Below are 21,265 nucleotides of genomic sequence, written 5' to 3' on the forward strand. Positions count from 1 at the left end.
CGACCGCACGGAAGGACGGGCCGGCGATCCTCCGGGGATCGCCGGCCCGCGTCCGTTCACCCGGTCAGCCGGTCACGGTGACCCGGTGCAGGTGCTCGCCCGACCCGAGGAAGAGCCGGCCGTCCGGGTGCACGGCGAGGAACTCCGCCGGCTGGTCCAGCAGCTGCCGCGCCGCGCCGGTGGCCGGGTCGACCTGGGCCAGCAGCCGCCCGCCGACCAGCGCATACAGCCGGTGACGGGAGGCGTCGTAGCCGAGCCTGCCGCGACTGTCGGCCACCCCGGGGGCGAGGGTGACGCGCCGCACCACCGCGCGAGCGGCCAGGTCGACGGCGAAGAGCTGCCCGCCGGCCAGCCCCCAGAGCAGTCCCGAGCGGTCCACCGCCAGCGCCGGGATCGCCCGCGCGCCGGGCACCGGGACGAGCTGGAACGCCTCGCTGTCGGTGGCGACGTCCCAGCCGAACAGCCGCGCCTCGGTCTGGGTGGGCCGGGGCACGCTGTACCCGCCGTCGATCGAGGTGCCGCCGACGATCAGGCCGTTGACGTGGGCCAGGCTGACGATCGACTGGTCGGTCACCACGGGCCGGTGCACGCGCGCCGCGCCGGTCGCCTTGTCCACGATGGCCAACGCTCCGCCGAGGGTGGTGTTGGGCATGGTGCCGTAGGCGACCCTGTCCCCCGCGTCGGTCAGCGCCCGCGCCCGCACCTGGTCGGCGGCCTTCAGGTCGAGCACCTTCGCCGGGTTGTCGGCGCTGCCGGGCAGACCGGGCGAGTACTCGGGGCTGCTCCACGGCCGCGCCGGGTCGTAACGGTAGAGCCGCGAATCCGGGTAGGCCCCGAGCCAGACCTGGCCGCCGGTCTCCAGCACGCTCTCCACCTGCGCGAAGCGCTGGAACGTCGACGCCCCGGTGTCGGGATCGACCCGGGCGAGGCCGCCGTTGAGGTAACCGCCGACCCAGACGGCGCCGCTCGGCCCGACGTGCAGCGCCGCCATCGGGATCGGCTCGCCGGGCACGTCCGTCGGCACCACGTCGGCACGGCCCGTCACCGGGTTCCACCGGAACATGTCGCCGCGCCAGAGCAGCCCCACCAGCGTGCGGCCAGGCCAGTCCCGGTCGGCGAGGGTGACCCAGCCGATGCCCCGGTTGTTGACCACCCGGCCGGGGAAGACCAGCGGGGTGTCGCGGAACCTCCCGGTTCCCGGGTGGTAGCCGGTGAGCCGGCCGGCGCGGGTGAGGTAGACCAGGCCGCCGGGGCCGGGGGCGGAGACGTCCAGGCCGGCGACGTCGTCGATCAGGTCGGTCCACCGCCGCCCGACCGTGTCGTAGACCCCGAGCCGCCCGTTGATGGCGGAGCCGAAGCGGGCGTAGACCCGCCCGTCGTGGGCGTTCAGGTCGTAGACCGTCTGGCCGGTGCCGGCGCCGAGCCCGTCGGGCAGCGGCAGCTCCCGGCGCTCGCCGGTGACCTTGTCGATCTCGAGGACGTGTGCGTCCGGCTGGGTGCCGGCGTAGATCTTGTCGGCGGTTACGGCGAGGCTGCGGACGTACTGCGCGCCGGGGAGCACCTGGCCGTAGTCGCGGGTCGCCCCGGTGGCCGGGTCGTGGGCGAAGACCCGCGCGCCGGGGAAGGTGCCGCCGTACACGACGCCCGCGTCGTCCACGGCGATCCGCCAGATGTACGTCTCCGACGGCAGCGGCCGGCCGAGGTTCTCCACGGGGCTGTCCGGGCCGGGCCGGCGGCGGTAGAGGTGCCCGGTGCTGTACGCGCCGACGTAGACAGTGCCGTCGGGTGCGGCGGCGACCGCGTACGATCCGGGCGCGCCGGTGAGCTCCTGGTCGGAGACGGTCCGCCCGGTCGCCGGGTCGATCGCGGCGAGGCGGGCCGGCTCGCCCGAGACGGCGGACCAGAGCACCGGCGTGCCGTCCGGCCCGGGGGCGACGGTCCCGCCGATGAGCAGGACGTCGCGCAGCGGGATGCCGAAGGGGTCGACGGTCACCCCGGCGGCCGGCTCGGCCGACGCGGGCGGCGCGGGCCAGGCGGCGGGGACGGCCGGTGCCACCGCGAGCGCGGCGGCGTAACGGATCAACATGCGGCGGTTCGTCATCAGCGCCTGCTCCTCTTCCCGCGACCGCGAGGGGCGGTCGAGCCGTAACGGTCGGATCCGGATCTGTGGCAGGGAACCCCGGCGACGGGTAGGTGCGCCGGCTGTCCACGGCACCGGCCCGCCTGGCGAGGATGGACACTCACCATGAGACAGATAACGGCCCGGCCCGTAAAGACACTAGGACCGCTGCCTGCCGGCGTCAACGCCCGCCGGGCCGGTCCTGCGCCCGGCGCCGCGACCCCGTACCGCGTGGCGGCATCCTCGATCACCGCAGCCGCCACCCGCGGCCCGGCATACCATCTGCCGAGCGGCCCGACGGGCCGCGGGACAGGGGGAACACGCGGACATGGGCGACTACGGCCACCCGGTGACCTTCGGGTCGTTCCTGACGCCCGGCAACGCCGAGCCGGGCCGGGTGGTGGGCCTCGCCGTCCTGGCCGAGCAGCTCGGGTTCGACCTGGTCACCTTCCAGGACCACCCCTACCAGCCGGCGTTCCTCGACACGTGGACGCTGATGAGCTTCGTCGCGGCCCGCACCGGCACCGTGCGGCTGGCCGCCAACGTGACGAACCTGCCGCTGCGCCCGCCGGCCGTCCTCGCCCGCGCCGTGGCGAGCCTCGACCTGCTCAGCGGCGGCCGGATCGAGCTGGGCCTGGGCGCCGGCGCGTTCTGGGAGGCCATCGAGGCGATGGGCGGGCGTCGGCTCTCCCCCGGGCAGGGCGTGCGGGCCCTGACGGAGGCGATCGAGGTCATCCGCCAGCTCTGGGACGTCGACGCGCGCGGCGGCGTCCGCGTCGACGGCGAGTTCCACCGGGTGGTCGGCGCGAAGCGGGGCCCGGCGCCCGCGCACGACGTGGAGATCTGGCTCGGCGCGTACAAGCCGCGCATGCTGGCCCTGACCGGCCGGCTCGCCGACGGGTGGCTGCCGTCGCTGGGCCACCTCCAGCCCGGCGACCTCGCCCGGGGCAACGCCCTCATCGACGAGGCGGCCCGGGAGGCGGGCCGCTCTCCCGGCGACGTCCGCCGGCTGCTCAACGTGACCGGCCGCTTCACCGCCGTCGGCCGCGGCCCGCTGCACGGCCCCGCCGAGCAGTGGGCCGAGGAACTGGCAGACCTCGCCCTCGGCGACGGCGTCAGCACCTTCATCCTGGGCAGCGACGACCCGGAGGACCTGCGCCGCTTCGCCGCCGAGGTCGCCCCGGCCGTCCGCGAGTTCGTGGCCGCCGAGCGTGCCGCCGCCACCGCGCCCGCCACGCCGGTGCCGGTCGCCACCCCGGCGGCGCCCGCGACGGCATCGCGCCCGGCCGCCGGCGCCCTCGCCGTCGTCCCGACGCCCGACGACGGCGTACGCCGCAGCGCGATCCGCGTCTGGGACGAGAGCACCCGGCCCACCGGTCCCGCGCCCGACCCCGACCGCGCCTACCCGCCGCACGACCAGGCCGACGCGCAGCACCTCGTCGACGTGCACGACGGGCTGCGGGCCGAACTGGCGCGCCTGTACGACCTCGTCGAGCAGGTGGGCGCCGGGCTGGTCGACGCGGGCACCGCGCGCTCGCACATCAACACCATGACGATCCGGCAGAACAAGTGGACACTGGGCACCTACTGCGAGTCGTACTGCCGGGTGGTCACCACCCACCACACGCTGGAGGACCGGGGCATCTTCCCGCACCTGCGCGCCGGCGACCCCCGCCTCGCGCCGGTGCTCGACCGGCTGGAGCAGGAGCACCACGCCATCCACGACGTCCTGGAACGGGTCGACCGCGCCCTCGTCGCGTTCGTCTCCGTCTCCGACGGGACGGCCGAGCTGCGCGCGGCGGTCGACCTGCTCAGCGACACGCTGCTGTCCCACCTCGCCTACGAGGAACGCGAGCTCGTCGAGCCCATCGCCCGCCTCGGCCTGCACTGAGCCCGCCACGGCCCGCCGAGCCCGCCTCGGCCCGCCGAGCCCGCCACGGCCCGCGGGGCCCGCCGTCGAGCCCGCCCGCGCCCGCCCCGCCCGCCCCGCCCGCGTCGGTCCCGCCACGTCCTGCGCCGACCGCCGGTGCGCGGCGGTGCCGTGGCGGATGATCGGGGCATGGACGGACGACCGGAGCGCGGGCACCGCTGCGTGCCGCACACCGCCGACGTGCGCGTCGAGGCGTGGGCGCCCACCCGCGAGGAGTGCGTGGCCGAGGCCGTCGCCGCGCTGGTCGACACGTTCGTCGACCCCGCCGGGGCGGCGCCCGACGGCGGCCGGGAGTTCCGCGCGCCCGCCGGCGACGACGAGGACCTGCTGGTGGCCGTACTCGACGAGGTGATCTTCCGGATGGAGACGGAGGGCGAGCTGCCGCTGCGCACCGAGGTGGCCGACGACGGCGCCGGCGGCCTGACGGTGCGCTGGGGCACGACGGACACCGACGCCGTCGAGCTGGTCGGCGCGGTACCGAAGGCCGTCTCCCTGCACGAGCTGCGCTTCGGTCGCGACGGCGCGGGCTGGTCCTGCGCGGTGACGCTGGACGTGTGAGCCGCCGGCTCAGCCCTTCACCACGCCGAGCGGCACCAGCCGGGCCACCTTCCGGCACAGCCCGGCGCCCTCGGCCGCCGCCACCACCGCCGAGACGTCCTTGTAGGCCGACGGCATCTCCTCGGCCAGGCCGCGCCGGGACGCGCCGCGCACCGCGATGTCCCGCGCCTCCAGTTGGCCGCGCGGGTCCAGGCCGCGCTCGGCCTTCACCGCCTGCTTGCGGCTCTGCACCCGCCCGGCGCCGTGGCAGGTGGAGGCGAACGCCGGCGCGCCCGGCACGCCGGTGAGCACGTACGAGCCGGTGCCCATGGAACCGGGGATGAGCACCGGCTGACCCACGTCGCGCAGGTCGTCGGGGAGGTCGGCGTGGCCCGGCGGCAGCGCGCGGGTGGCGCCCTTGCGGTGCACGCAGAGCGCACGGCGCTCGCCGTCGACCTCGTGCTCCTCGATCTTGGCGAGGTTGTGCGAGATGTCGTAGACCAGGTCCAGCCGGCTGCCGGTCACCCGGGCGAAGACCTTCCGGGCGGCGTCGGCCAGCAGTTGCCGGTTGGCGCGGGCGTAGTTGGCGGCGGCGGCCATCGCGCCCAGGTAGGCGCGGCCCTCGTGGGAGGAGACCGGGGCGCAGGCGAGCTGCCGGTCCGGCACGTGGATGCCGTGCCGGGCCATCACCTTCTCCATCGCGCGGACGTGGTCGGTGCAGATCTGGTGGCCCAGCCCCCGCGACCCGCAGTGGATCATCACGCAGACCTGCCCGGGACGCAGCCCGAAGGCGGTCGCGGTCGCCTCGTCGTACACCTCCTCGACGGCCTGCACCTCCAGGAAGTGGTTCCCGGAGCCGAGGCTGCCGACCTGGCGCGCGCCGCGCTCGATCGCCCGCTCGCCGACCTGCGCCGGGTCGGCGTCGCCGACCGCGCCGTGGTCCTCGCAGCGGTGCAGGTCCCGCTCGACGCCGAAACCGCGCTCGACCGCGTACCGGGAGCCGCCGCGCAGCACCGCGTCGAGTTCCTTGCGCGAGGACAGGTGCCACACCGCGCCCTTGCCCATCCCGCGCGGGGTGGCCTCGCCCAGCCCGTCCATCAGCGCGTCGAGGCGGGGTCGCAGCCCGTCGCGGTCGACGTCGGCGGCGAGCAGCCGGACGCCGCAGGAGATGTCGAAGCCCACCCCGCCGGGCGAGACGACGCCGCCGTGCGCGACGTCGGTGGCGGCCACGCCGCCGATCGGGAAGCCGTAGCCCCAGTGCACGTCGGGCATGGCGTACGAGGCGTCGACGATGCCGGGCAGCGTGGCGACGTTCGCCACCTGCTCCAGCGACTTGTCCGCGCCGGCGTCGGGCAGCAGCGACCGGGACGCGAACACCACTCCCGGCACCCGCATCGGGTCGTGCCGGTCGATCCGGAAGCGGTACGGCGACTCCTCGACCAGCTCCATTCCCGGCGGCTACCCGGGCGGGCGCGCCTTACACCCGCTCGGCGACGGCCGGCCGCCTCCGAAGCCGCTCGGCGACGGCCGGTCGTCCCCGGAAGCCGCCCGTCACGCCCGCTCGGCGGCAGCGGCCCGCCCGGCCGGCCGGCGCATCGCCCACACACGGGGACCGCCGTCGGGCACCCGGACCTGCCCGGTCACGGCGAACCCGAGCCGCCGGTAGAACCGCACGTTTCCCTCCGACGACGTCTCCAGCACCGCCGGCAGGCCGGCGCGGTCCGCCTCCGCCAGGCCGGGCAGCAGCACCCGGCCGCCCAGCCCCCGGCCCTGGTCGGCGCGGCGCACGCCGACGGTGGCGAGCAGGAACGCCGGCTCGGGCGACCGCAGCGGGGCGCAGGCCGCGTCGGCGGCCGACATCGCCACGTGCCGGTCGCCGGCCAGCTCCGCGTCGCGCGCGGCGACGCCGGCCCAGACCTCGTCCGGGACCGGCCGGTCCGGGCGCAGCCACACCGCCACCGCCGCCGGCCGGCCGTCGGGACCCACCGCCGCCCACACGTCCCCGTAGGGCAGCCCGACCGCCTCGACGGTGCCGGCGAACATCGCCGCCAGCCTTTCCCGGTGCCGGTCCGCCGCCACCGTCCAGGCCGTCCAGGGATACCCGTCGAAGGCGTCGGCGAGCACGTCCGCCGCCCCGACGGTCGACTCCGGCCCGATCCGGCGTACCTCGAACTCCATGCTGTCCTCCCCGGGGTGCTCGGTCGCGCAGCGCGCGATCATCGCACGGCGCCCCGACCGGCGCGCGGGATTATCGGGTCACACCCGCTCGACGGCCACGGTCCGGGGCAGATCGCCGCCGCCGAGACGGGAGTCCGGCGGCCCGCCACTCAGGACCGCTCCTCGCCGGCCCCGTCCGTGGTGACCGGGCCCTGCTCGGGCGGTCGGCGGCCGGTGACCGCCGTGCGGTCCGCGGGTTGCGCCGGCGGGGCCGCCGACCGCCGGGCCCGCCGGATCCGGTGCAGCACCCCGTGCCAGGCCGGCGCCTCGCGGGCGTCGTCGAAGGCCCGGGCCACCACGACGTCGGTGGAGGAGTGCGCCAGGATCGAGATGACGACCGTCAGGGCGACCAGGTGGAACACCTCGTCGGCGGCGGCGATGCCGGACTCCAGCACCAGCAGACCGTAGACCACCGAGGCGAAGCCCTTCGGCCCGAACCACATGGCGGCGGCCTGCTCGCGCAGCCCGAGTCCCGACCCGGCGAACGAGATCCACAACGCGACCGGCCGGGCGACCACGATCGCCAGCACGGCGAACACCCAGCCCGTCCAGGAGATCTCCCCGAGGAACTCCACCGAGATCAGCGCCCCGAACACCAGCAGCGCCGCCAGCTTCAGCAGCTCGGCGACGTTCTCCCCGAAGTGCTCGAACGCCGCCCGCTGCCGCGGCCCGAAGGTGGCCACGGTGATCCCGGCGGCGAACGCCGCCAGGAACAGGTTGCCGTGGGTCGCCTTGCCCAGCGCCAGCACCAGCAGGCCGATCGCCATCCCGTTCAACGGGGCGTAGGCCGTCGACGCGGCGAACCAGCGGGTCCGCTCCAGCGCGATCGCCAGCAGCGGCACCAGGACCCCGATCAGCAGCCCGACCGCCAGTTCTCCGGCCAACTCCCCCAGGTGCAGGTCGTCCGAGCCGGCCGCCACCGCCAGGAGCACCACCACGAACGGCAGGGCGAGGCCGTCGTTGACGCCGGACTCCACGTTGAGCAGGTGCCGCAAGCGCGCCGGAACCTTGTCGTTGCCGACCAGCGCGGCGGCGAACACCGGGTCGGTCGGGGCGAGGACGGCCCCGACCAGCAGCGCCTCGGGCCAGTCGAGACCGGCCACGTAGTGCGCCAGCACCGCCGTCACCAGCAGGGTCAGCGGCAGGCCCCAGCCCAACGCCCGACCGGGCAACCGCCACGCCGAGCGTAGGTCGGCCCAGCCCACCCGCATGCCGTCGGTGAACAGCACGGCGAACAGGGCCAGCTCCGCCAGCTCGGCCACGATCGGCGAGTCGGCCCGCAGGTGCAGCACGCCGCCGGTGTCCTCGCCCAGCAGGAAGCCGGCGACCAGGAACAGCGCCGCCGTGGACAGGATCGTGCGGTGGGCCAGCGCCGACACGAGGACGGCAGCCAGCAGGACGGCGGCGAAGGACAGCAGCAGCACGGGGAGACCTTCCGAGGGCGCGGGTCATCACGGTGCCGACCAGACTTCCCGGCGCTCCACAGATCCCGGCGATCATACCGACGGTCTGCACGTCCGACGCAGTGGCGGCCTTGGCACCGTCCTCTCCTACGGCGACCTCGTCTCCTCGTCGTCGGTCCGGTCGACAACAGGGAGCGCTTCGCCGCCGCCGGGTGACCGCGTCTTGTCCCGCATGACGCGGCGCAGTACGGTGACGGTTGGTGCGCCGGGAAGCCTGGTCGGCAGTCGTGACACGTCGACCGGAGGCATGCCGTGGCCACATCCGCCGTTCGCACCCACCACCTGACCAAGCGCTACGGGACGCTGCTGGCCCTCGACGGGTTGGACCTGACCGTTTCGGCCGGCGAGGTGTTCGGTTTCCTCGGCCCGAACGGGGCCGGGAAGTCCACCACCATCCGGCTGCTGCTCGGCCTGGCCCGGCCCACCGCCGGCCGGGCGTGGATCTTCGACGTCGAGGCCGGCGACGTCGCCGCCCACCGGTCGCTGGCGTACGTGCCGGCCGACGTGGCCCTGTGGCCGCAGCTCACCGGCGCGGAGATCCTCGAGTTGCTGGCCGCCACCGGGCCGGGCGTCGACCGCGCCTACCGCGACGAACTGGTGGAGAGGTTCGCCCTCGACGTGTCCAAGCCGGCCCGCGCCTACTCGACCGGCAACCGGCAGAAGGTCGCGTTGGTCGCCGCGTTCGCCACCCGCGCGCCCCTGCTCGTCCTCGACGAGCCCACCAGCGGGCTCGACCCGTTGATGGAACAGGAGTTCCGCCGCGCTGTCACGGTCGCCCGGGACCGTGGCCAGACGACGTTCCTCTGCTCCCATCAACTGGCCGAGGTCGAGGCCGTCTGCGACCGGGTGGCGATCCTGCGCGCCGGCCGGCTCGTCGACGTCGCCACCGTCGGCGACCTGCGCCGCCTGCACCGCACGGAGGTGACCGCCCGGTTCACCGGCCCCGCGCCCGACCTGTCCGACGTGGCGGGGGTCGGCAGCGTCGCGCGGGACGGCGGGACGCTGAGCTTCTCCCTGAACGGGCCACCCGCGCCGGCGCTGCGCGCCCTCGCCGCCGCCGACGTCACCGCCCTCACCGTCCGGGAACCCAGCCTCGAGGAGATCTTCCTCGACTACTACGGCGAGGCCGACCGATGACCGCCACCGCCCTGGCGGCGACCGGCCACCGCCCCGCGCAGGCCGGGGCGGGCGCGCCGTCACCCGCCTGGCCGTACGCCAGGTGCGTCGCGGCGCCGCCGTCGTGTTCGCCGTGACGGTGGGGATGTCGACGCTGGTCGCCACCACGTACACCAGGACGTCGGGGACGGCCTCGACGCGGCCGCGCTCGCCGCCCTGGCCCGCAATCCCGCGGTCCGGACGCTGTTCGGCGAGCCGGCCGCCCTCGACACCGCCGGTGGTTTCACCGTCTGGCGGACCGGCACCGTCCTCGCCGTCGTGCTGTCGGTCTGGGGCCTGCTCGCGACCACCCGCGTCACCCGGGGCGAGGAGGCGGCCGGGCGGTGGGACCTCCTGCTCGCGGGCCGGTCGGGGCCGGCGGCGGTGCTCGGCCGGCACCTCGCGGTGCTGGCGACCGTGGCGGCCCTGACCGGGGCCGCGCTCGCGGCGGCGCTCGTCGCGGCCGGCACCCCGGCCCGGGGAGCCGTCCTGCACGGCGCCGGCCTGGCGCTGGTCACCACGGTGGCCGTCGCGGCGGCGGGCCTCGCCGCCCAGGTCTTCCCCACCCGGGCCGCGGCGACCGGGGCCACGCTGACGTTCCTCGGTGTCGGGCTGCTCGCCCGCATGGTCGGCGACGGCGTCACCCCGCTCGGCTGGCTGCGGTGGCTGCCGCCGTACGGGCCGCTGGCCCTCACCCGCCCCTACCAGGCCGACCGGGTGTCGCCCCTGATCGTGCTCGCGCTCACCACCGTGGTGTTGTGCGCCGGCGCGTTCACCCTGGCGGTGCGGCGGGACGTCCGCGACGGGCTGGTCGCTCCCCGCCGGCCGCCCGCCCCGCCTGCGGCTGCTCCGCTCGGTGGAGTCCTTCGCCGTGCGGCGGATGCTGCGGCCACTCGCCGGCTGGTCGGCCGGCGTCGGGGCGTACTTCCTGCTGATCGGCGCGCTGGCGGTCTCCCTGACCGAGTTCCTCGCCGACAACGCACGCTTCGCCGACCTCGCCGCGCAGGCGGGTTTCGCCGGCCTCGGCACCGTCCACGGGTACGTCGCCAGCCTGTTCGCCCTGCTCGCCGTGCCGGTCGGCGCCTTCACGGCCGTCCGGCTCGCCGCGTTCGCGGCCGCGGAGACCGACGGACGCCTGACCCTGCTCCACGCCGGGACGCTCTCGCGCGCCCGCCTGCTCGCCGCCGAGGTCGCCACCACCACGGTCGGCGCGGCGGCGCTCGTCACCGTCGCCGGCGCGGCGACGTGGCTCGGTGCGGCGGTGGTCGACGCGGATCTGTCGCTGCCCGCCGCGCTCGCCGGCACCTGGAACGTCCTGCCCGTCGCGCTGCTCAGCCTCGGGTCGGCGGTGCTGGCCCTCGGCCGGGCGCCGCGCGGGGTGGCGGCCCTGGGCATGCTGCCGAGCGCCGGCGGGTTCCTGCTCACCGTCGTCGCCGACAGCACCGGCGCGCCGGCCTGGGTCGGCCGGCTCTCGCCGTACGCGCACCTCGCGGACGTGCCCCAGACGGCGCCGAACTGGCCCGCGACGGCCGTCATGGTCGCGCTCGCGGGCACGGCCGTCGCCGTCGGCACCTGCGGATACCGGCGTCGGGACGTGCGGGCGTAGCCTCAGCCGACCCGGAGCCGAGGCCGCCGGCCAGTCGGGGCACCGGCCCAAGCGCGGCGGCACCGGTTCCGCCCGACGCCGGCCGCGCGCCCTAGCCTGTCCGGGTGACCGCCGAACTGACCCTGCTGTCGACAGTGGCCTTCCGCGGTCAGGAGATCACGGGCCCCCGTCCGCGGGAGCTGCTCGCCGGCGGCTGTGGCGTCTCCGGCTGGTCCTACAGCCGGTAGAACGCGCGGTAGCGGCGGATCAGCCGCCACTGCACCAGCACCGCCGCCACGGTCAGCAGGATCATCACCAGGGTCGCGGCGGCGGCGTAGCCGTAGCGCAGGTACTCGAAGCCGGTGCGGTAGACGAACAGCGACAGGTAGGTGGTGGCGTACGGGGGCGGGCCGCCGTCGGTGACCACGAAGGCCGGCACGAAGGTGAAGTGCAGGCTCTGGACGGCGTCGCGCACCGCCAGCAGCCCGAGCACCGGCGCCATCAGCGGCAGCGTGATCCGGCGGAACACGTCCCAGCCGGTGGCGTCCTCGATCGCGGCCATCTCGTAGACGTCGCGGGGCAGCGCGCGGCGGGCCGCCAGCAGCACCACGAAGGTCTCCCCCATGGTGAACAGGCTCATCAGGATCATCGCGGCGCGGGCGTCGGTCGGGTCGGTGAGCCACTGCGGCGGGGTGCGGCCCAGCGCGGTCAGGCCGTTCTCCCCGCCGGTGCGCAGCACCTGGTTGATCGGGCCGTAGAGCGGGTTGAGCAGCCACAGCCAGAGCAGCCCGTAGGCGATCTCGGGCACCGCGGTCGGCAGCACCGCCGCGCTGCGGGCGCTGCCGACGCCGACCGCCCGGCGGTGCAGCAGCAGCGCCAGGCCGAGGGCGAGGAGCACCCGCAGCGGTACGGCCACCAGCGCGAAGACCAGCGAGTTGGTCAGCGACACCCGGAAAACCGGGTCGTCGGCCAGCGCGACGAGGTTGTCCAGCCCCACCCAGCGCGGCGGGCGCAGCAGGTCGTACTCGGTGAAGGCCAGCGCCAGGGTGACCGCGGCGGGCAGCAGCACCAGCCCGACGAGGCCGACGAGGTACGGCGTCAGCATCAGCGCCAACTGCCGGCGCGAACGGCGGTCGGTCGTCGTCACGGGGCGTACCGGCGGCCGGAGTCGGCGTGGAAGACGTGCACGTCGGGCCAGTGGACGGCGACGCGTACCGCCGCGCCGCGCCCGGGCCGGCGGGCGGCGGGCACCCGGGCGACGACGGGGTGCCCGGCGGCGAGGGTCAGGTACGCGTACGCGTCCTCGCCGACCACCTCGACCCGGTCGACGGTGGCGTCCGTGCCGTCGGCGGCGTCGAGGGTGACCGCCTCGGGCCGGAAGCCGATCCGCATTCCCCCGGCCTCGACGCCGGGTGGCGGGTCGCCGCCCGGGCGCAGCGGGCCGTCCGCCGGGAGCAGGTTCATCGCCGGGGAGCCGACGAAGCGGGCGACGAAGGTGGTGGCCGGGGTGCGCCAGATCTCGTCGGGGGTGCCGACCTGCTCGATGCGACCGTCGCGCAGCACGGCGATCCGGTCGGCGAGCACCAGCGCCTCGGTCTGGTCGTGGGTGACGTGGACCATGGTGGCGCCCAGTCGGTCGTGCAGGGCGCGCAGCTCGGCGCGCATCTGCACCCGCAGCGCCTGGTCGAGGTTGGACAGCGGCTCGTCGAGCAGGAACACGTCCGGCTCGCGCACCAGCGCCCGGGCCAGCGCCACCCGCTGCCGTTCGCCGCCGGAGAGCTGCGCGGGCCGCCGGTCCAGCAGCCCGGCGCAGCCGACCGTCTCGGCCGCCGCCCGCGCCCGCTCCCGGGCGACGGCGCGGGGCGTGTCGCGCACCTCGAGGCCGAACGCGATGTTCTCGGCGACGCTCAGGTGCGGGAAGAGCGCGTACGACTGGAACACCATCGACACGTTGCGCCGGCCCGGACGCTCGCCGGTGACGTCGCGCCCGGCGATGCGGACGCGGCCGGCGGTGACCGGCTCGAGGCCGGACGACCCGCAGCACGGTCGACTTGCCGGCGCCCGACGGGCCGAGCACCACCAGCAGCTCGCCCCGGGCGACGGCCAGGTCCACCTCGTGCAGCACGGTCGCGCCCCGGTACGCGGCCGAGACCCCGGCCAGGGCGAGGCCAGGGTCGCTCACCCGTGCTCCCCGCGGGCGAAGATCGGGCGGGTCTGCCGGTCGAGTTCGCGGATCACGTCGTCGAGCCGGTCGCCCCGGTGCATGGCGTTCTCCAGGATGCCGTAGGTGACGTCCTCGATCTCCGGCCAGGTGGAGACGGTCGGCAGGGCCCGGACGGTGGGGATGGCGTCGAGGAAGACCCTGGCGCTGCGCGGCGGCTGGGCGGGGCCGAGGAACGCCGGGGACTGCGACACTCCGATGTGCGACGGGACGGTGCGCCCGGCCGCGACGATCCGCTGGCCCTCCTCGGCGATGGCGAACTCCAGGAACCGCCACGCGGCGTCCTTGTGCTTCGCGCCCGGGTCATGCAGTACGCGTCGGAGTGCAGCACCCCCACCTGCTCCCGGTAGACGGGCAGCGGGGCGACGTCCCACTCGAAGCCGGTGATCGAGCGGAACGTGGTGGTGGAGCGGCGGGAACTCATCAGCATGGCGAGCCGGCCGTTGGCGAACCGGGACTCGTCGTCCTCGGCCTCCACCTCCTCGTCGGTGGGCACCACCCCGTACGCGAGCCGCAGGTCCACCAGGTTTTCAGCGCCTCCCGGGCGGCCGGGGTGTCCAGCGTCAGCCGGGTCGGCCTCGCCGGGTCGTCGACGAGCTGACCGCCGCCCGACCAGACGAACGGGGCGAGCCGGATGATCGACGGCTCCACCCCGAGGCCGTGCACCGCCGGGCGCAGCGCGGCACCCTCGCTCTCGGTGGCCCTGATCACCGCGCCGCGTGAGTCGCGGGTCATGGCGCCGGCGGTGGCGACCATGTCGTTCCAGGTCCAGCCGGCCTTCGGCTCGGGCACGCCGTACTTGGCGAAGAGGGTGCGGTTGTAGTAGACGGCGAGGCTGGAGACGTTCTGCGGCAGGCAGAGCTGCCGATCCTGCCAGCGGAAGGCGTTCCACGCCACCGGGTAGTAGTCGGCCGGGTCGACGGTGTCGGAGGCGGCGAGGCGGTCGTCCAGCGGCTCGATGACGTCCTTGGCGGCGAACTGGCCGTAGAAGCGGTAGTTCATCAGGAACAGATCCGGCGGGGCGCCGCCGGCCACCGAGGTGGCCAGCCGGGCCAGCAGGTCCTTGCGGTCGCTGGCCTCGACGAGCTGCACGTCGGCGCCGGGGCGGGCCTTCTCGTACGCCTCGACGAGGGTGCGGTAGGCGCGAGTTCCTCGGGGCGCCGAAGACCAGCAGCCGCACCGGCCCGTCGGCCGACGCGCCGGAGCCGGCGCCGCAGCCGGCGACGGCCAGCACGGCGGTGAGCAGCAGGGCGAGCATCGCCTTCGGGCGCATCGTCGGTGTCGTCTCCGGTCGCATCGTCAGTGTCGTCCCGTCGGGTCGTCGTGGTGGAGGAAGCGCCGCTGGGCGAGCACGAAGACGACCAGCGCCGGCGCCGTGGCCAGCACCGCGCCGGCCAGGAACACCGGGAAGTTCGTCGGGTCCAGCACCGAAAGGGAGCGCAGCGCCAGCGGCAGGGTGAACAGGTCGCGGTCGTAGACGTAGACCAGCGGGTCGAGGAAGTTCGACCAGGTGAGCACGAAGGTCAGCGCGGTGAGCCCGGCGGTGACCGGCCGGACCAGCGGAAGGGCGACCCGCCACCACGTCGCGTCGGCGAGAGGTCCGCCACCAGGCAGGCGTCGTAGAGGTCCCCGGCAGCGCCCGGAAGGCCAGGTAGTAGACCAGGACGTAGAGCGGCGACGTGCCCAGCAACGCCGGGGCGATCAGCGGCACCAGGGTGTCGGTCAGGCCGAGCAGCCGGAAGATCGCGAACCGGGGTACGAGCAGCGCCGTGGCCGGCACCATCAGGGCCACCAGGGAGGCCGCCACGACGACGGCGGTGGTGCGCGGGGCCAGCCGGGCCAGCGCGAAGCCGGCCAGGGACGCGACGAGCACGCTCAGCGGCACCGCGACGACCGCGACCAGCACCGAGTTGAGCGAGGCGCGCAGCAGCCCGCCCAGCTCGACGGCCTGCTGGTAGCCGGTGGTGGAGACCGGGTCGGGCACGAGCCGCGGAGTGGGCGGCGGCGGCAGCCCGGGCTCGGTGAGCGACCCGGCGACCAGCAGCAGCAGCGGCGGACGAAGACGAGCAGGACGAACGCCGCGCCGAGGGTGCGCCAGGCGCGGCCGGCCGCCTCGGGCAGCGGTGAGGGGCCGCTCGCGCGGCCCCTCACCGTGTCGTTGCCGATGGTCGAACTCCTCAGAGCGCGAGCTGCCAGGCGCCGAGGCCGTGCGAGGCGGCGTAGAGCACCCGCTTGCCCGGCACTACGGTGAGCCCGGCGACCTCGACGTTGGGCATGCCGCGGGCCGCCTTCACCCAGGTGGTGCTGCCTTGGCCAGCCGCAGGACGCCGAAGTCGGTGGCCGCGTAGAGGTCACCGGTGACGTCGTCGCGGACGAGGTCGGTGATCGGCTGGTCGCCGAAGTCGTACGACCGGTCGGCCCAGGTCGCGCCGGCGCCGGCCAGCTTCACCTCGAACGCGTGCCCGACGGTGGCCGGGGTGTTCGAGTTGAACCCGCTGTAGGAGATCCACGCCCGGGCCGGGTCGGCCGGGTCGACGTGGATGCTGGTGACGAAGCGGTTGGGCGTGGCGGCGGTGTCGATCCGCGTCCAGGTGACCGCCGACGCCGGCTCGGCGTCGACGTTGCGGGACACGAACACCCGGCCCGTGCTGGTGGCCGCGTACGCGGTGGACGAGTCGGTGGCCACGCGCTGCACCACCGAGACGGCCCCGCGGCCCGGTCGCCCCAGGCGGCGTCGGTCAGGTTGACCGTGCCCAGCGGCGCGAAGTCGCCGCACTGCGCCTCGAAGGTGCCGGTCCAGGTGTTGCAGATCCGGTCGGCCTCCGCCAGGCTCCGGTCGCCCAGGCCGAACGTCTTGGTCCGGTAGACGGTGCGGGAGGTGCCGGAACATCGTGCCGCTGACCTTCGGGTCGCTGATCACCGGGGCGTAGAACAGGGTGCCCGGCTGCCCGAAGATCGGGTCGGAGATGGAGATCCAGCTGCCCACGTCACCGTTGTTGAAGTTCACCTCGGGCGTGGCGTCGTAGAAGGTGTGGAAGCGGAACTCCGGCCTGCCGACGTCGAAGCCGGACGCGCCGCCGTCGCCGATCATCGTGTTGACCCAGCGCCTGCGCTGGCCCTTGTTCTCCCAGGTGCCGTTGTCCTGGGTGCCGCCCTGCAGCAGGGTGTGGTCGTGCGGGCTGGCCGAGAGGCTGATGAACTGCAGGGTGTTCATGCCCTTGTTGATGCCGTCCAGCTTCGACGGGATCCGCGAGAGCATCTGCTTGCAGCGGTCCTTCTGCGCCTGCGTGGCCAGGTTGCGGTCCGGGTTGTCGCACCACGCCGACCGGTCGACGAACTGGCCGCTGGAGCGCATCACGCCGCCGTCGTTGGCCTCGAAGAACTGGTAGGGGTTGCGCGGGTTGGTGACCAGGGCGTGCTGGTCGGGGTGCAGGCCGTTGGGGTGCAGCTCGTCGGTGCCGTCGAAGGTCATGTCGGTGCCGCTGACGCCGGCGTCGGTGGAGAGCACCACGGCCCGCTTGTGGGCGACGGTCTCGCCGTAGACGTACGAGCCGCCGGTGTAGACGATGTCGGGGTGCCCGGCCGGGGTGTGCACGAACACGTCGTACCAGCACTGGCCGGTGCACTGGTTGTAGGTCGCGTAGCCCGGGTCGGCCGGGTTCGCGCTGGTGAGGTCGGTGAACGCGGGGGCACCGCCGGCCACGTCGTCGCTGCGGAACAGCCGCGAGTACGGGTTGCCGAGGTTGCCCTCGTAGACGTACATCCGGGTCTTGCCGTTCGGCAGGGCGGTCACGTCGATCGCGGCGCGGGTCTGGAAGACCGCCGGGTTGAGCGACGGCTTGATCTGGGTCCAGGTGGCGCCGGCGTCCGCCGAGCGCCACACGCCCCGGGCGTACGAGGAGGCGTAGACGACGTTCGCGTCGCGCGGGTCGAGCTTGACGTAGCGCACGCCGCGCGGCGAGCAGGCGGCGGTGTTGTTGTATTCGGCGGCGCTGCCGGTGCACTGGGTCGCGTCGGCCGAGCCGTTGTGGACGAACTTCCAGTTCGCGCCGCCGTCGGTGGACTTGTAGAGGCCCCACTTCTCGGCGTCGGGCACCGGGCGGGTGACGCCGGTGCAGCAGGAGCTGGACATGCCCCGCAGCGCGGTGGTGGTGGCGACGTAGAGCGTCTTCGGGTCGCCCGGCTTGATCGTGATCTCGCCGATGCCCTTGCCGGCCAGGGCGTCCTTGCCCAGCGGGCCCTTCCAGGTGACGCCGCCGTTCGTCGACTTGTAGAGGCCGACGCCGGCGACGCAGCCGGAGGCGCAGGTGTTGGCCTCGCCGGTGCCGACGTAGATCGTCAGGCCGGTCTTGTCGTTACGGTCGATCTTGACCGAGCCGGCCGCGTTGATGCCGAGCGGACCGCCGAGGTAGAACCACTTCGGCTCCGGCGCGAGGACGTTGAGGGTGCCCCAGACGCCGCCGCCGGCCGGCGTCACGTACGCCCGGCAGAGCAGGGCGTTGCAGTCGGGCGCGATGTCGATGGAGGTGACCCGGCCGCCCGCGACGTACGCGTTCGGCACGTAGTTGTAGGCGTTGCGGAACTCGGTGAACGGGTAGAGGGCCTCGCTCGGGCCGACGTTGGTCCACCCCGGGCTGCCACCGGCGCGCCGCTCGGCGGCCGAGTACGCCGCCTTCGACCGGTCCATCTGGGCGATGCTGATCGTGCTGGCCGGGTACGCGCGCTCCAGGAACTCCTGCTGGGCGGCGTTGCCCGGGCCGTCCGGCGACATGCCGTCGTTGCCCGGCACGGCCTGGCGCAGCCGCTCCATGTGGGCACCGAGCGCGCCGGGCATCTCGCCGTCCCGGTCGCGGCGGCGGGGGCCGGCACCTGGGCGCCGGCGAAGTGGATTCCTACGAGCCCGGTCGATGCCACCAGGGCACCGACCGCCAGCCCCACGAGCAGGTGGCGACGTCTGCGCTTCACGAGGGTCCTTCCGGCAGATAGGGGCCGCCGCGCGGCCCTCCGGATTGGCGACCGTCGCTGGCAGCGTCCACGTCGGAGAATGGCAGAGCGGATCGACGGGGGCAATCCCCGCATGGACCGGGATCAACGGATGGTTGCGTCCGCATGGAACGGGTGGTGCGGCGCCATGCCGGCGCCGCACGAGAACCGCGGCGAGGCCGCCACCCCGATGACCGGGCAGGAGGACGTCGACCCGTTCACGCGGGAACGGCCCGGGGTGCCCGTCGGCCGGCCCGGCGACGCGCGGGAGGTCGCCGCCGTGGTGACGCTGCTCGCCTCGCCCGCCGCCGCGTGCGTCACGGGCGCGTCCTGGCCCGTCGACGGCGGCATGTTGCTGACGGGTCCCGCAGGTCGACGCGCTCACCTCGCACGACTGGCGGGCGGCGCGGGAACGAGGTGACGTCCTCCGCGACGGTCGCCGACCGGACCGTCCAATCTCGAATCCTCTAGTAGGGTCTCCCCGGCTAGATCAACTGGACGGGGAGATGTCGTGCGGACAGTCAGCAGGAGGACGTTCGGAAAGCTCGTCGGCGCGGCCGGCGCCGGTGCCGCCGGTGCCGGCACACACTGCTCCACGCGCCGGCGCGGGCGGCGGACGGGTGGGTCGCCACCGGCACCGCGGTTGCCGGGCTGAGCAGCTTCGACGACACCATGAAATCGTTCATGCAGGCGCGCGGTGTCAGCGCCGGGCAGCTCGCGGTGGCGTACAACGGCCGGCTCGTGCTGGCCCGGGGCTACGGCAACAACTCGGCGGAGACGATCCAGCCCACGTCGCTGTTCCGCATCGCGAGCCTCAGCAAGTCGCTCACCGCCGCGGCGGTGCTCCGGCTGGCGCAGGACGGCCTGGTCGGCCTCGACGACCCGGTGACCTCGGTGCTGGACTTCATCCCGCCGACCGGCCAGTCCGTCGACCCGAGGATGCCGCAGGTGACCCTGCGGCGGTTGCTGCAGCACCTCGGCGGCTGGGACCGGGACCTCACCTTCGACCCCCTGCACGGCCGCGACCACGTCATCGCGCAGGCGCTGGGCGTTCCGCTGGAGCTGCGCAAGGAGGACGTCCTGCGCTACATGTCCGGCCAGCCGCTGCAACACGACCCGGGCAGCACCGTGGCGTACAGCAACTACGGCTACTTCCTCGCCGGCCGGGTCGTCGAGAAGGTCACCGGCCTGTCCTACGAGGCGTACGTCAAGCAGAAGCTCCTCGCGCCGCTGGGCATCACCCGGATGGCGCACGGGAAGGCCCTGACGCGGCTCGCCGGCGAGGTCGGCTACCGGTCGCAGTACACGGGGCGCACCGTCCTGGACGACTCGGGCACCATCGTGCCGGCCCCGTACGGCACCTTCAGCATGAGCCTGCGCGACGCCAACGGCGGGTGGGTCGCCTCGGCGGTGGACATGGTCCGCTGGGCCACCATGCTCGACGGCGCCGGTGGCGTGCTCGACGGCGCCTCGCTGGCCAAGGTCACCGCGGTGCCTTCGACGGGCGTGAACGGCAACGGCTGGTACTACGGCCTCGGCTGGGCCGTGCGCCCCTTCGCCACCAGCGGCGGGACGAAGTACACATCTGGCACACCGGCAGCCTGGCCGGCACCTACACCCTGCTGGTCAAGAGCTACCAGGGCATGAGCTGGGCGGCGCTGTTCAACCAGCGCGACGACCCCTCCGGCCTCAACTACGGGCGACATCGACAGCGCGCTGTGGGCCGCCTCCCGCCAGGTGACCAGCTGGCCGACGCACAACCTCTGGTCGACGTACTTCAGCCCGTGGAGCGTGGTGGTGGACAACACCACGGCCGGCCGCTTCACCGCCAGCAGCAACTGGGCCGTCGCGTCGAGCCTCACCGGCCGGTACGGCACCAACTACCGGCGGGCCGCCCCGGTCGCCGCCAGCGACGTCGCCTGGTACAAGGTCGACGTCCCCGAGACCGGCACCTACCGGGTCGACGTCTGGTACCCGGCGTCCACCGGCAACAGCGCCGCCACCCCCTACATCGTGGCCACCTCGACGGGCAACAAGACGGTGCACGTCGACCAGCGCAGCAACGGCGGGACGTGGCGCTCGCTGGGCACCTTCACCCTCGCCCGGGGCGACGGCAACAAGGTCGGCGTGAGCCGGTGGACCTCGGGCACCGGCCACGTGGTCGCGGACGCCGTACGCGTCACCCGGGTCTGAGCCACCGGGGCGCGCGCGGGCGCCCCTCCCGCTGGTGGCCCGCCCGGCGGGTGGGCCACCAGCGCCGCGCGGGACAATGGGTGCTCCGCCCGCGTCCCGGCGAGGGAAGGGTCACCATCGGCAGGAGAACGATCAGCGTGTCGGAAACATCCCGGTCGCCATCGTCGGCGGCGGACGACCTGCGCGCCGACTGCGCCCGGTGCTTCGGGCTCTGCTGCGTCGCGCCCGCCTTCTCCGCGTCGGCGGACTTCGCCATCGACAAGCCCGCCGGGCAGCCCTGCCCGAACCTGCGGGCCGACTCGCGCTGCGGCATCCACGCCGACCTGCGCGACCGCGGCTTCCCCGGCTGCACCGTCTTCGACTGCTTCGGCGCCGGGCAGCGGGTGGCCCAGCACACCTTCGGCGGGCGGGACTGGCGCGAGGCGCCGGGGAGCGCCGCGCGCATGTTCGACACGTTCGCCGTGATGCGACCGCTGCACGAGCTGCTCTGGTACCTGACCGAGGCGCTGGCGCTGCGCCCGCCGCAGCCGCTGCGCGACGAACTCGCCGCCGCGCGCGCCGAGACCGAGCGGCTGGCCCGGGGGACCCCGGAGACGCTGCTGGCGATCGACGTGGACGCCTACCGGGGCCGGGTGAACCCGCTGCTGTCCCGCGCCGGGGACGCGGCGCGGGCGCGGGGCGGCCGGCCCGGCGCGGACCGGCGGGGCGCCCGGTTGTTCGGCGCCGACCTGCGCCGGGCCGACCTGCGCCGGGCGAACCTGCGCGGGGCGCTGCTGATCGGCGCGGACCTGCGCGGCGTCGACCTCGGCCTGGCCGACCTGACCGGGGCCGACTGCGCGGGCGGACCTGCGCGGGGCGGACC

Annotated in this window: 14 protein-coding genes and 4 pseudogenes; 9 read left to right on the plus strand and 9 right to left on the minus strand. The window is 74.9% G+C overall.

Annotated elements, in window-relative coordinates; translation table 11 throughout:
* Positions 1–64: 64 nt before the first annotated feature.
* Positions 65–2,101, minus strand: a complete 2,037-nt coding sequence (locus GA0070606_RS31670; RefSeq protein WP_141721909.1) for a ligand-binding sensor domain-containing protein — start codon at positions 2,099–2,101, stop codon at positions 65–67.
* Positions 2,102–2,447: 346 nt separating this feature from the next.
* On the opposite strand from GA0070606_RS31670, the gene GA0070606_RS31675 reads away from it, so the two are divergent.
* Together GA0070606_RS31675 and GA0070606_RS31680 are read left to right on the plus strand one after the other, a co-directional pair.
* Positions 2,448–4,010, plus strand: coding sequence for an LLM class flavin-dependent oxidoreductase (locus tag GA0070606_RS31675; RefSeq protein ID WP_091107063.1), 1,563 nt, complete (start codon positions 2,448–2,450; stop codon positions 4,008–4,010).
* Positions 4,011–4,178: 168 nt separating this feature from the next.
* A complete protein-coding gene (locus tag GA0070606_RS31680) occupies positions 4,179–4,607 on the plus strand; it encodes an archease (RefSeq protein WP_091107064.1) in 429 nt (142 codons plus the stop codon).
* A gap of 9 nt (positions 4,608–4,616) precedes the next feature.
* Here GA0070606_RS31680 and GA0070606_RS31685 read toward each other — a convergent pair whose 3' ends face one another.
* The 3 genes from GA0070606_RS31685 to GA0070606_RS31695 all read right to left on the minus strand — a co-directional run bounded on the left by GA0070606_RS31685 (position 4,617) and on the right by GA0070606_RS31695 (position 8,227).
* Positions 4,617–6,035 (minus strand): RtcB family protein, encoded by a 1,419-nt coding sequence (locus tag GA0070606_RS31685; protein WP_091094513.1) that lies wholly within the window; start codon positions 6,033–6,035, stop codon positions 4,617–4,619.
* 102 nt (positions 6,036–6,137) lie between these two features.
* The gene (locus GA0070606_RS31690; RefSeq protein ID WP_091107078.1) at positions 6,138–6,764 is read right to left on the minus strand and encodes a GNAT family N-acetyltransferase; all 627 of its coding nucleotides are present in this window, start codon (positions 6,762–6,764) and stop codon (positions 6,138–6,140) included.
* Between the two features lie 149 nt (positions 6,765–6,913).
* Positions 6,914–8,227 (minus strand): cation:proton antiporter, encoded by a 1,314-nt coding sequence (locus GA0070606_RS31695; RefSeq protein ID WP_245724506.1) that lies wholly within the window; start codon positions 8,225–8,227, stop codon positions 6,914–6,916.
* 291 nt (positions 8,228–8,518) lie between these two features.
* Here GA0070606_RS31695 and GA0070606_RS31700 point away from each other — a divergent pair, with 291 nt between their 5' ends.
* The 3 genes from GA0070606_RS31700 (at position 8,519) to GA0070606_RS33820 (ending at position 11,254) form a co-directional block, all read left to right on the plus strand.
* Positions 8,519–9,403, plus strand: coding sequence for an ABC transporter ATP-binding protein (locus GA0070606_RS31700; protein WP_176737174.1), 885 nt, complete (start codon positions 8,519–8,521; stop codon positions 9,401–9,403).
* Between the two features lie 874 nt (positions 9,404–10,277).
* Entirely contained in the window at positions 10,278–11,027 is a 750-nt protein-coding gene (locus GA0070606_RS32820) for a hypothetical protein (RefSeq protein WP_176737496.1), read from the plus strand.
* Positions 11,028–11,131: 104 nt separating this feature from the next.
* Positions 11,132–11,254 (plus strand): hypothetical protein, encoded by a 123-nt coding sequence (locus GA0070606_RS33820; RefSeq protein WP_281190537.1) that lies wholly within the window; start codon positions 11,132–11,134, stop codon positions 11,252–11,254.
* Here GA0070606_RS33820 and GA0070606_RS31710 read toward each other — a convergent pair.
* From GA0070606_RS31710 to GA0070606_RS31730, 5 genes and pseudogenes are all read right to left on the minus strand, one after another.
* Positions 11,242–12,111: a carbohydrate ABC transporter permease gene (locus GA0070606_RS31710; protein ID WP_091107081.1), complete on the minus strand. Its 870-nt coding sequence runs from the start codon at positions 12,109–12,111 to the stop codon at positions 11,242–11,244. The genes GA0070606_RS33820 and GA0070606_RS31710 overlap by 13 nt on opposite strands.
* 38 nt (positions 12,112–12,149) lie before the next feature.
* Positions 12,150–13,188, minus strand: a pseudogene (locus tag GA0070606_RS31715) (ABC transporter ATP-binding protein).
* Positions 13,185–14,500: pseudogene (locus GA0070606_RS31720) on the minus strand (ABC transporter substrate-binding protein). Before GA0070606_RS31720 ends, GA0070606_RS31715 begins: the two co-directional pseudogenes overlap by 4 nt.
* 26 nt (positions 14,501–14,526) lie before the next feature.
* Positions 14,527–15,378: pseudogene (locus GA0070606_RS31725) on the minus strand (carbohydrate ABC transporter permease).
* Positions 15,379–15,404: 26 nt separating this feature from the next.
* Positions 15,405–18,192, minus strand: a pseudogene (locus tag GA0070606_RS31730) (exo-alpha-sialidase).
* 130 nt (positions 18,193–18,322) lie between these two features.
* On the opposite strand from GA0070606_RS31730, the gene GA0070606_RS33015 reads away from it, so the two are divergent.
* The 4 genes from GA0070606_RS33015 to GA0070606_RS31750 form a co-directional block, all read left to right on the plus strand.
* A complete protein-coding gene (locus GA0070606_RS33015) occupies positions 18,323–18,631 on the plus strand; it encodes an SDR family oxidoreductase (protein ID WP_245724507.1) in 309 nt (102 codons plus the stop codon).
* A 251-nt stretch (positions 18,632–18,882) separates the two neighbouring features.
* Complete coding sequence (locus tag GA0070606_RS31740; protein WP_091107066.1) at positions 18,883–19,857, plus strand: serine hydrolase domain-containing protein; 975 nt, start codon at positions 18,883–18,885, stop codon at positions 19,855–19,857.
* A gap of 90 nt (positions 19,858–19,947) precedes the next feature.
* Positions 19,948–20,403, plus strand: a complete 456-nt coding sequence (locus GA0070606_RS31745; protein ID WP_091107072.1) for a golvesin C-terminal-like domain-containing protein — start codon at positions 19,948–19,950, stop codon at positions 20,401–20,403.
* 137 nt (positions 20,404–20,540) lie between these two features.
* A partial coding sequence (locus GA0070606_RS31750) for a pentapeptide repeat-containing protein (protein WP_091107074.1) occupies positions 20,541–21,265 on the plus strand: 725 nt, incomplete at its 3' end.

It is taken from the genome of Micromonospora citrea (assembly GCF_900090315.1).
GTDB lineage: Bacteria > Actinomycetota > Actinomycetes > Mycobacteriales > Micromonosporaceae > Micromonospora > Micromonospora citrea.

Coding starts and splice junctions, on each gene's coding strand:
- GA0070606_RS31670 (WP_141721909.1), bottom strand. CDS start 2,101: ATGACGAACCGCCGCATGTTGATCCGTTACGCCGCCGCGCTCGCGGTG.
- GA0070606_RS31675 (WP_091107063.1), top strand. CDS start 2,448: ATGGGCGACTACGGCCACCCGGTGACCTTCGGGTCGTTCCTGACGCCC.
- GA0070606_RS31680 (WP_091107064.1), top strand. CDS start 4,179: ATGGACGGACGACCGGAGCGCGGGCACCGCTGCGTGCCGCACACCGCC.
- GA0070606_RS31685 (WP_091094513.1), bottom strand. CDS start 6,035: ATGGAGCTGGTCGAGGAGTCGCCGTACCGCTTCCGGATCGACCGGCAC.
- GA0070606_RS31690 (WP_091107078.1), bottom strand. CDS start 6,764: ATGGAGTTCGAGGTACGCCGGATCGGGCCGGAGTCGACCGTCGGGGCG.
- GA0070606_RS31710 (WP_091107081.1), bottom strand. CDS start 12,111: ATGCTGACGCCGTACCTCGTCGGCCTCGTCGGGCTGGTGCTGCTGCCC.
- GA0070606_RS33015 (WP_245724507.1), top strand. CDS start 18,323: ATGGTTGCGTCCGCATGGAACGGGTGGTGCGGCGCCATGCCGGCGCCG.
- GA0070606_RS31740 (WP_091107066.1), top strand. CDS start 18,883: ATGAAATCGTTCATGCAGGCGCGCGGTGTCAGCGCCGGGCAGCTCGCG.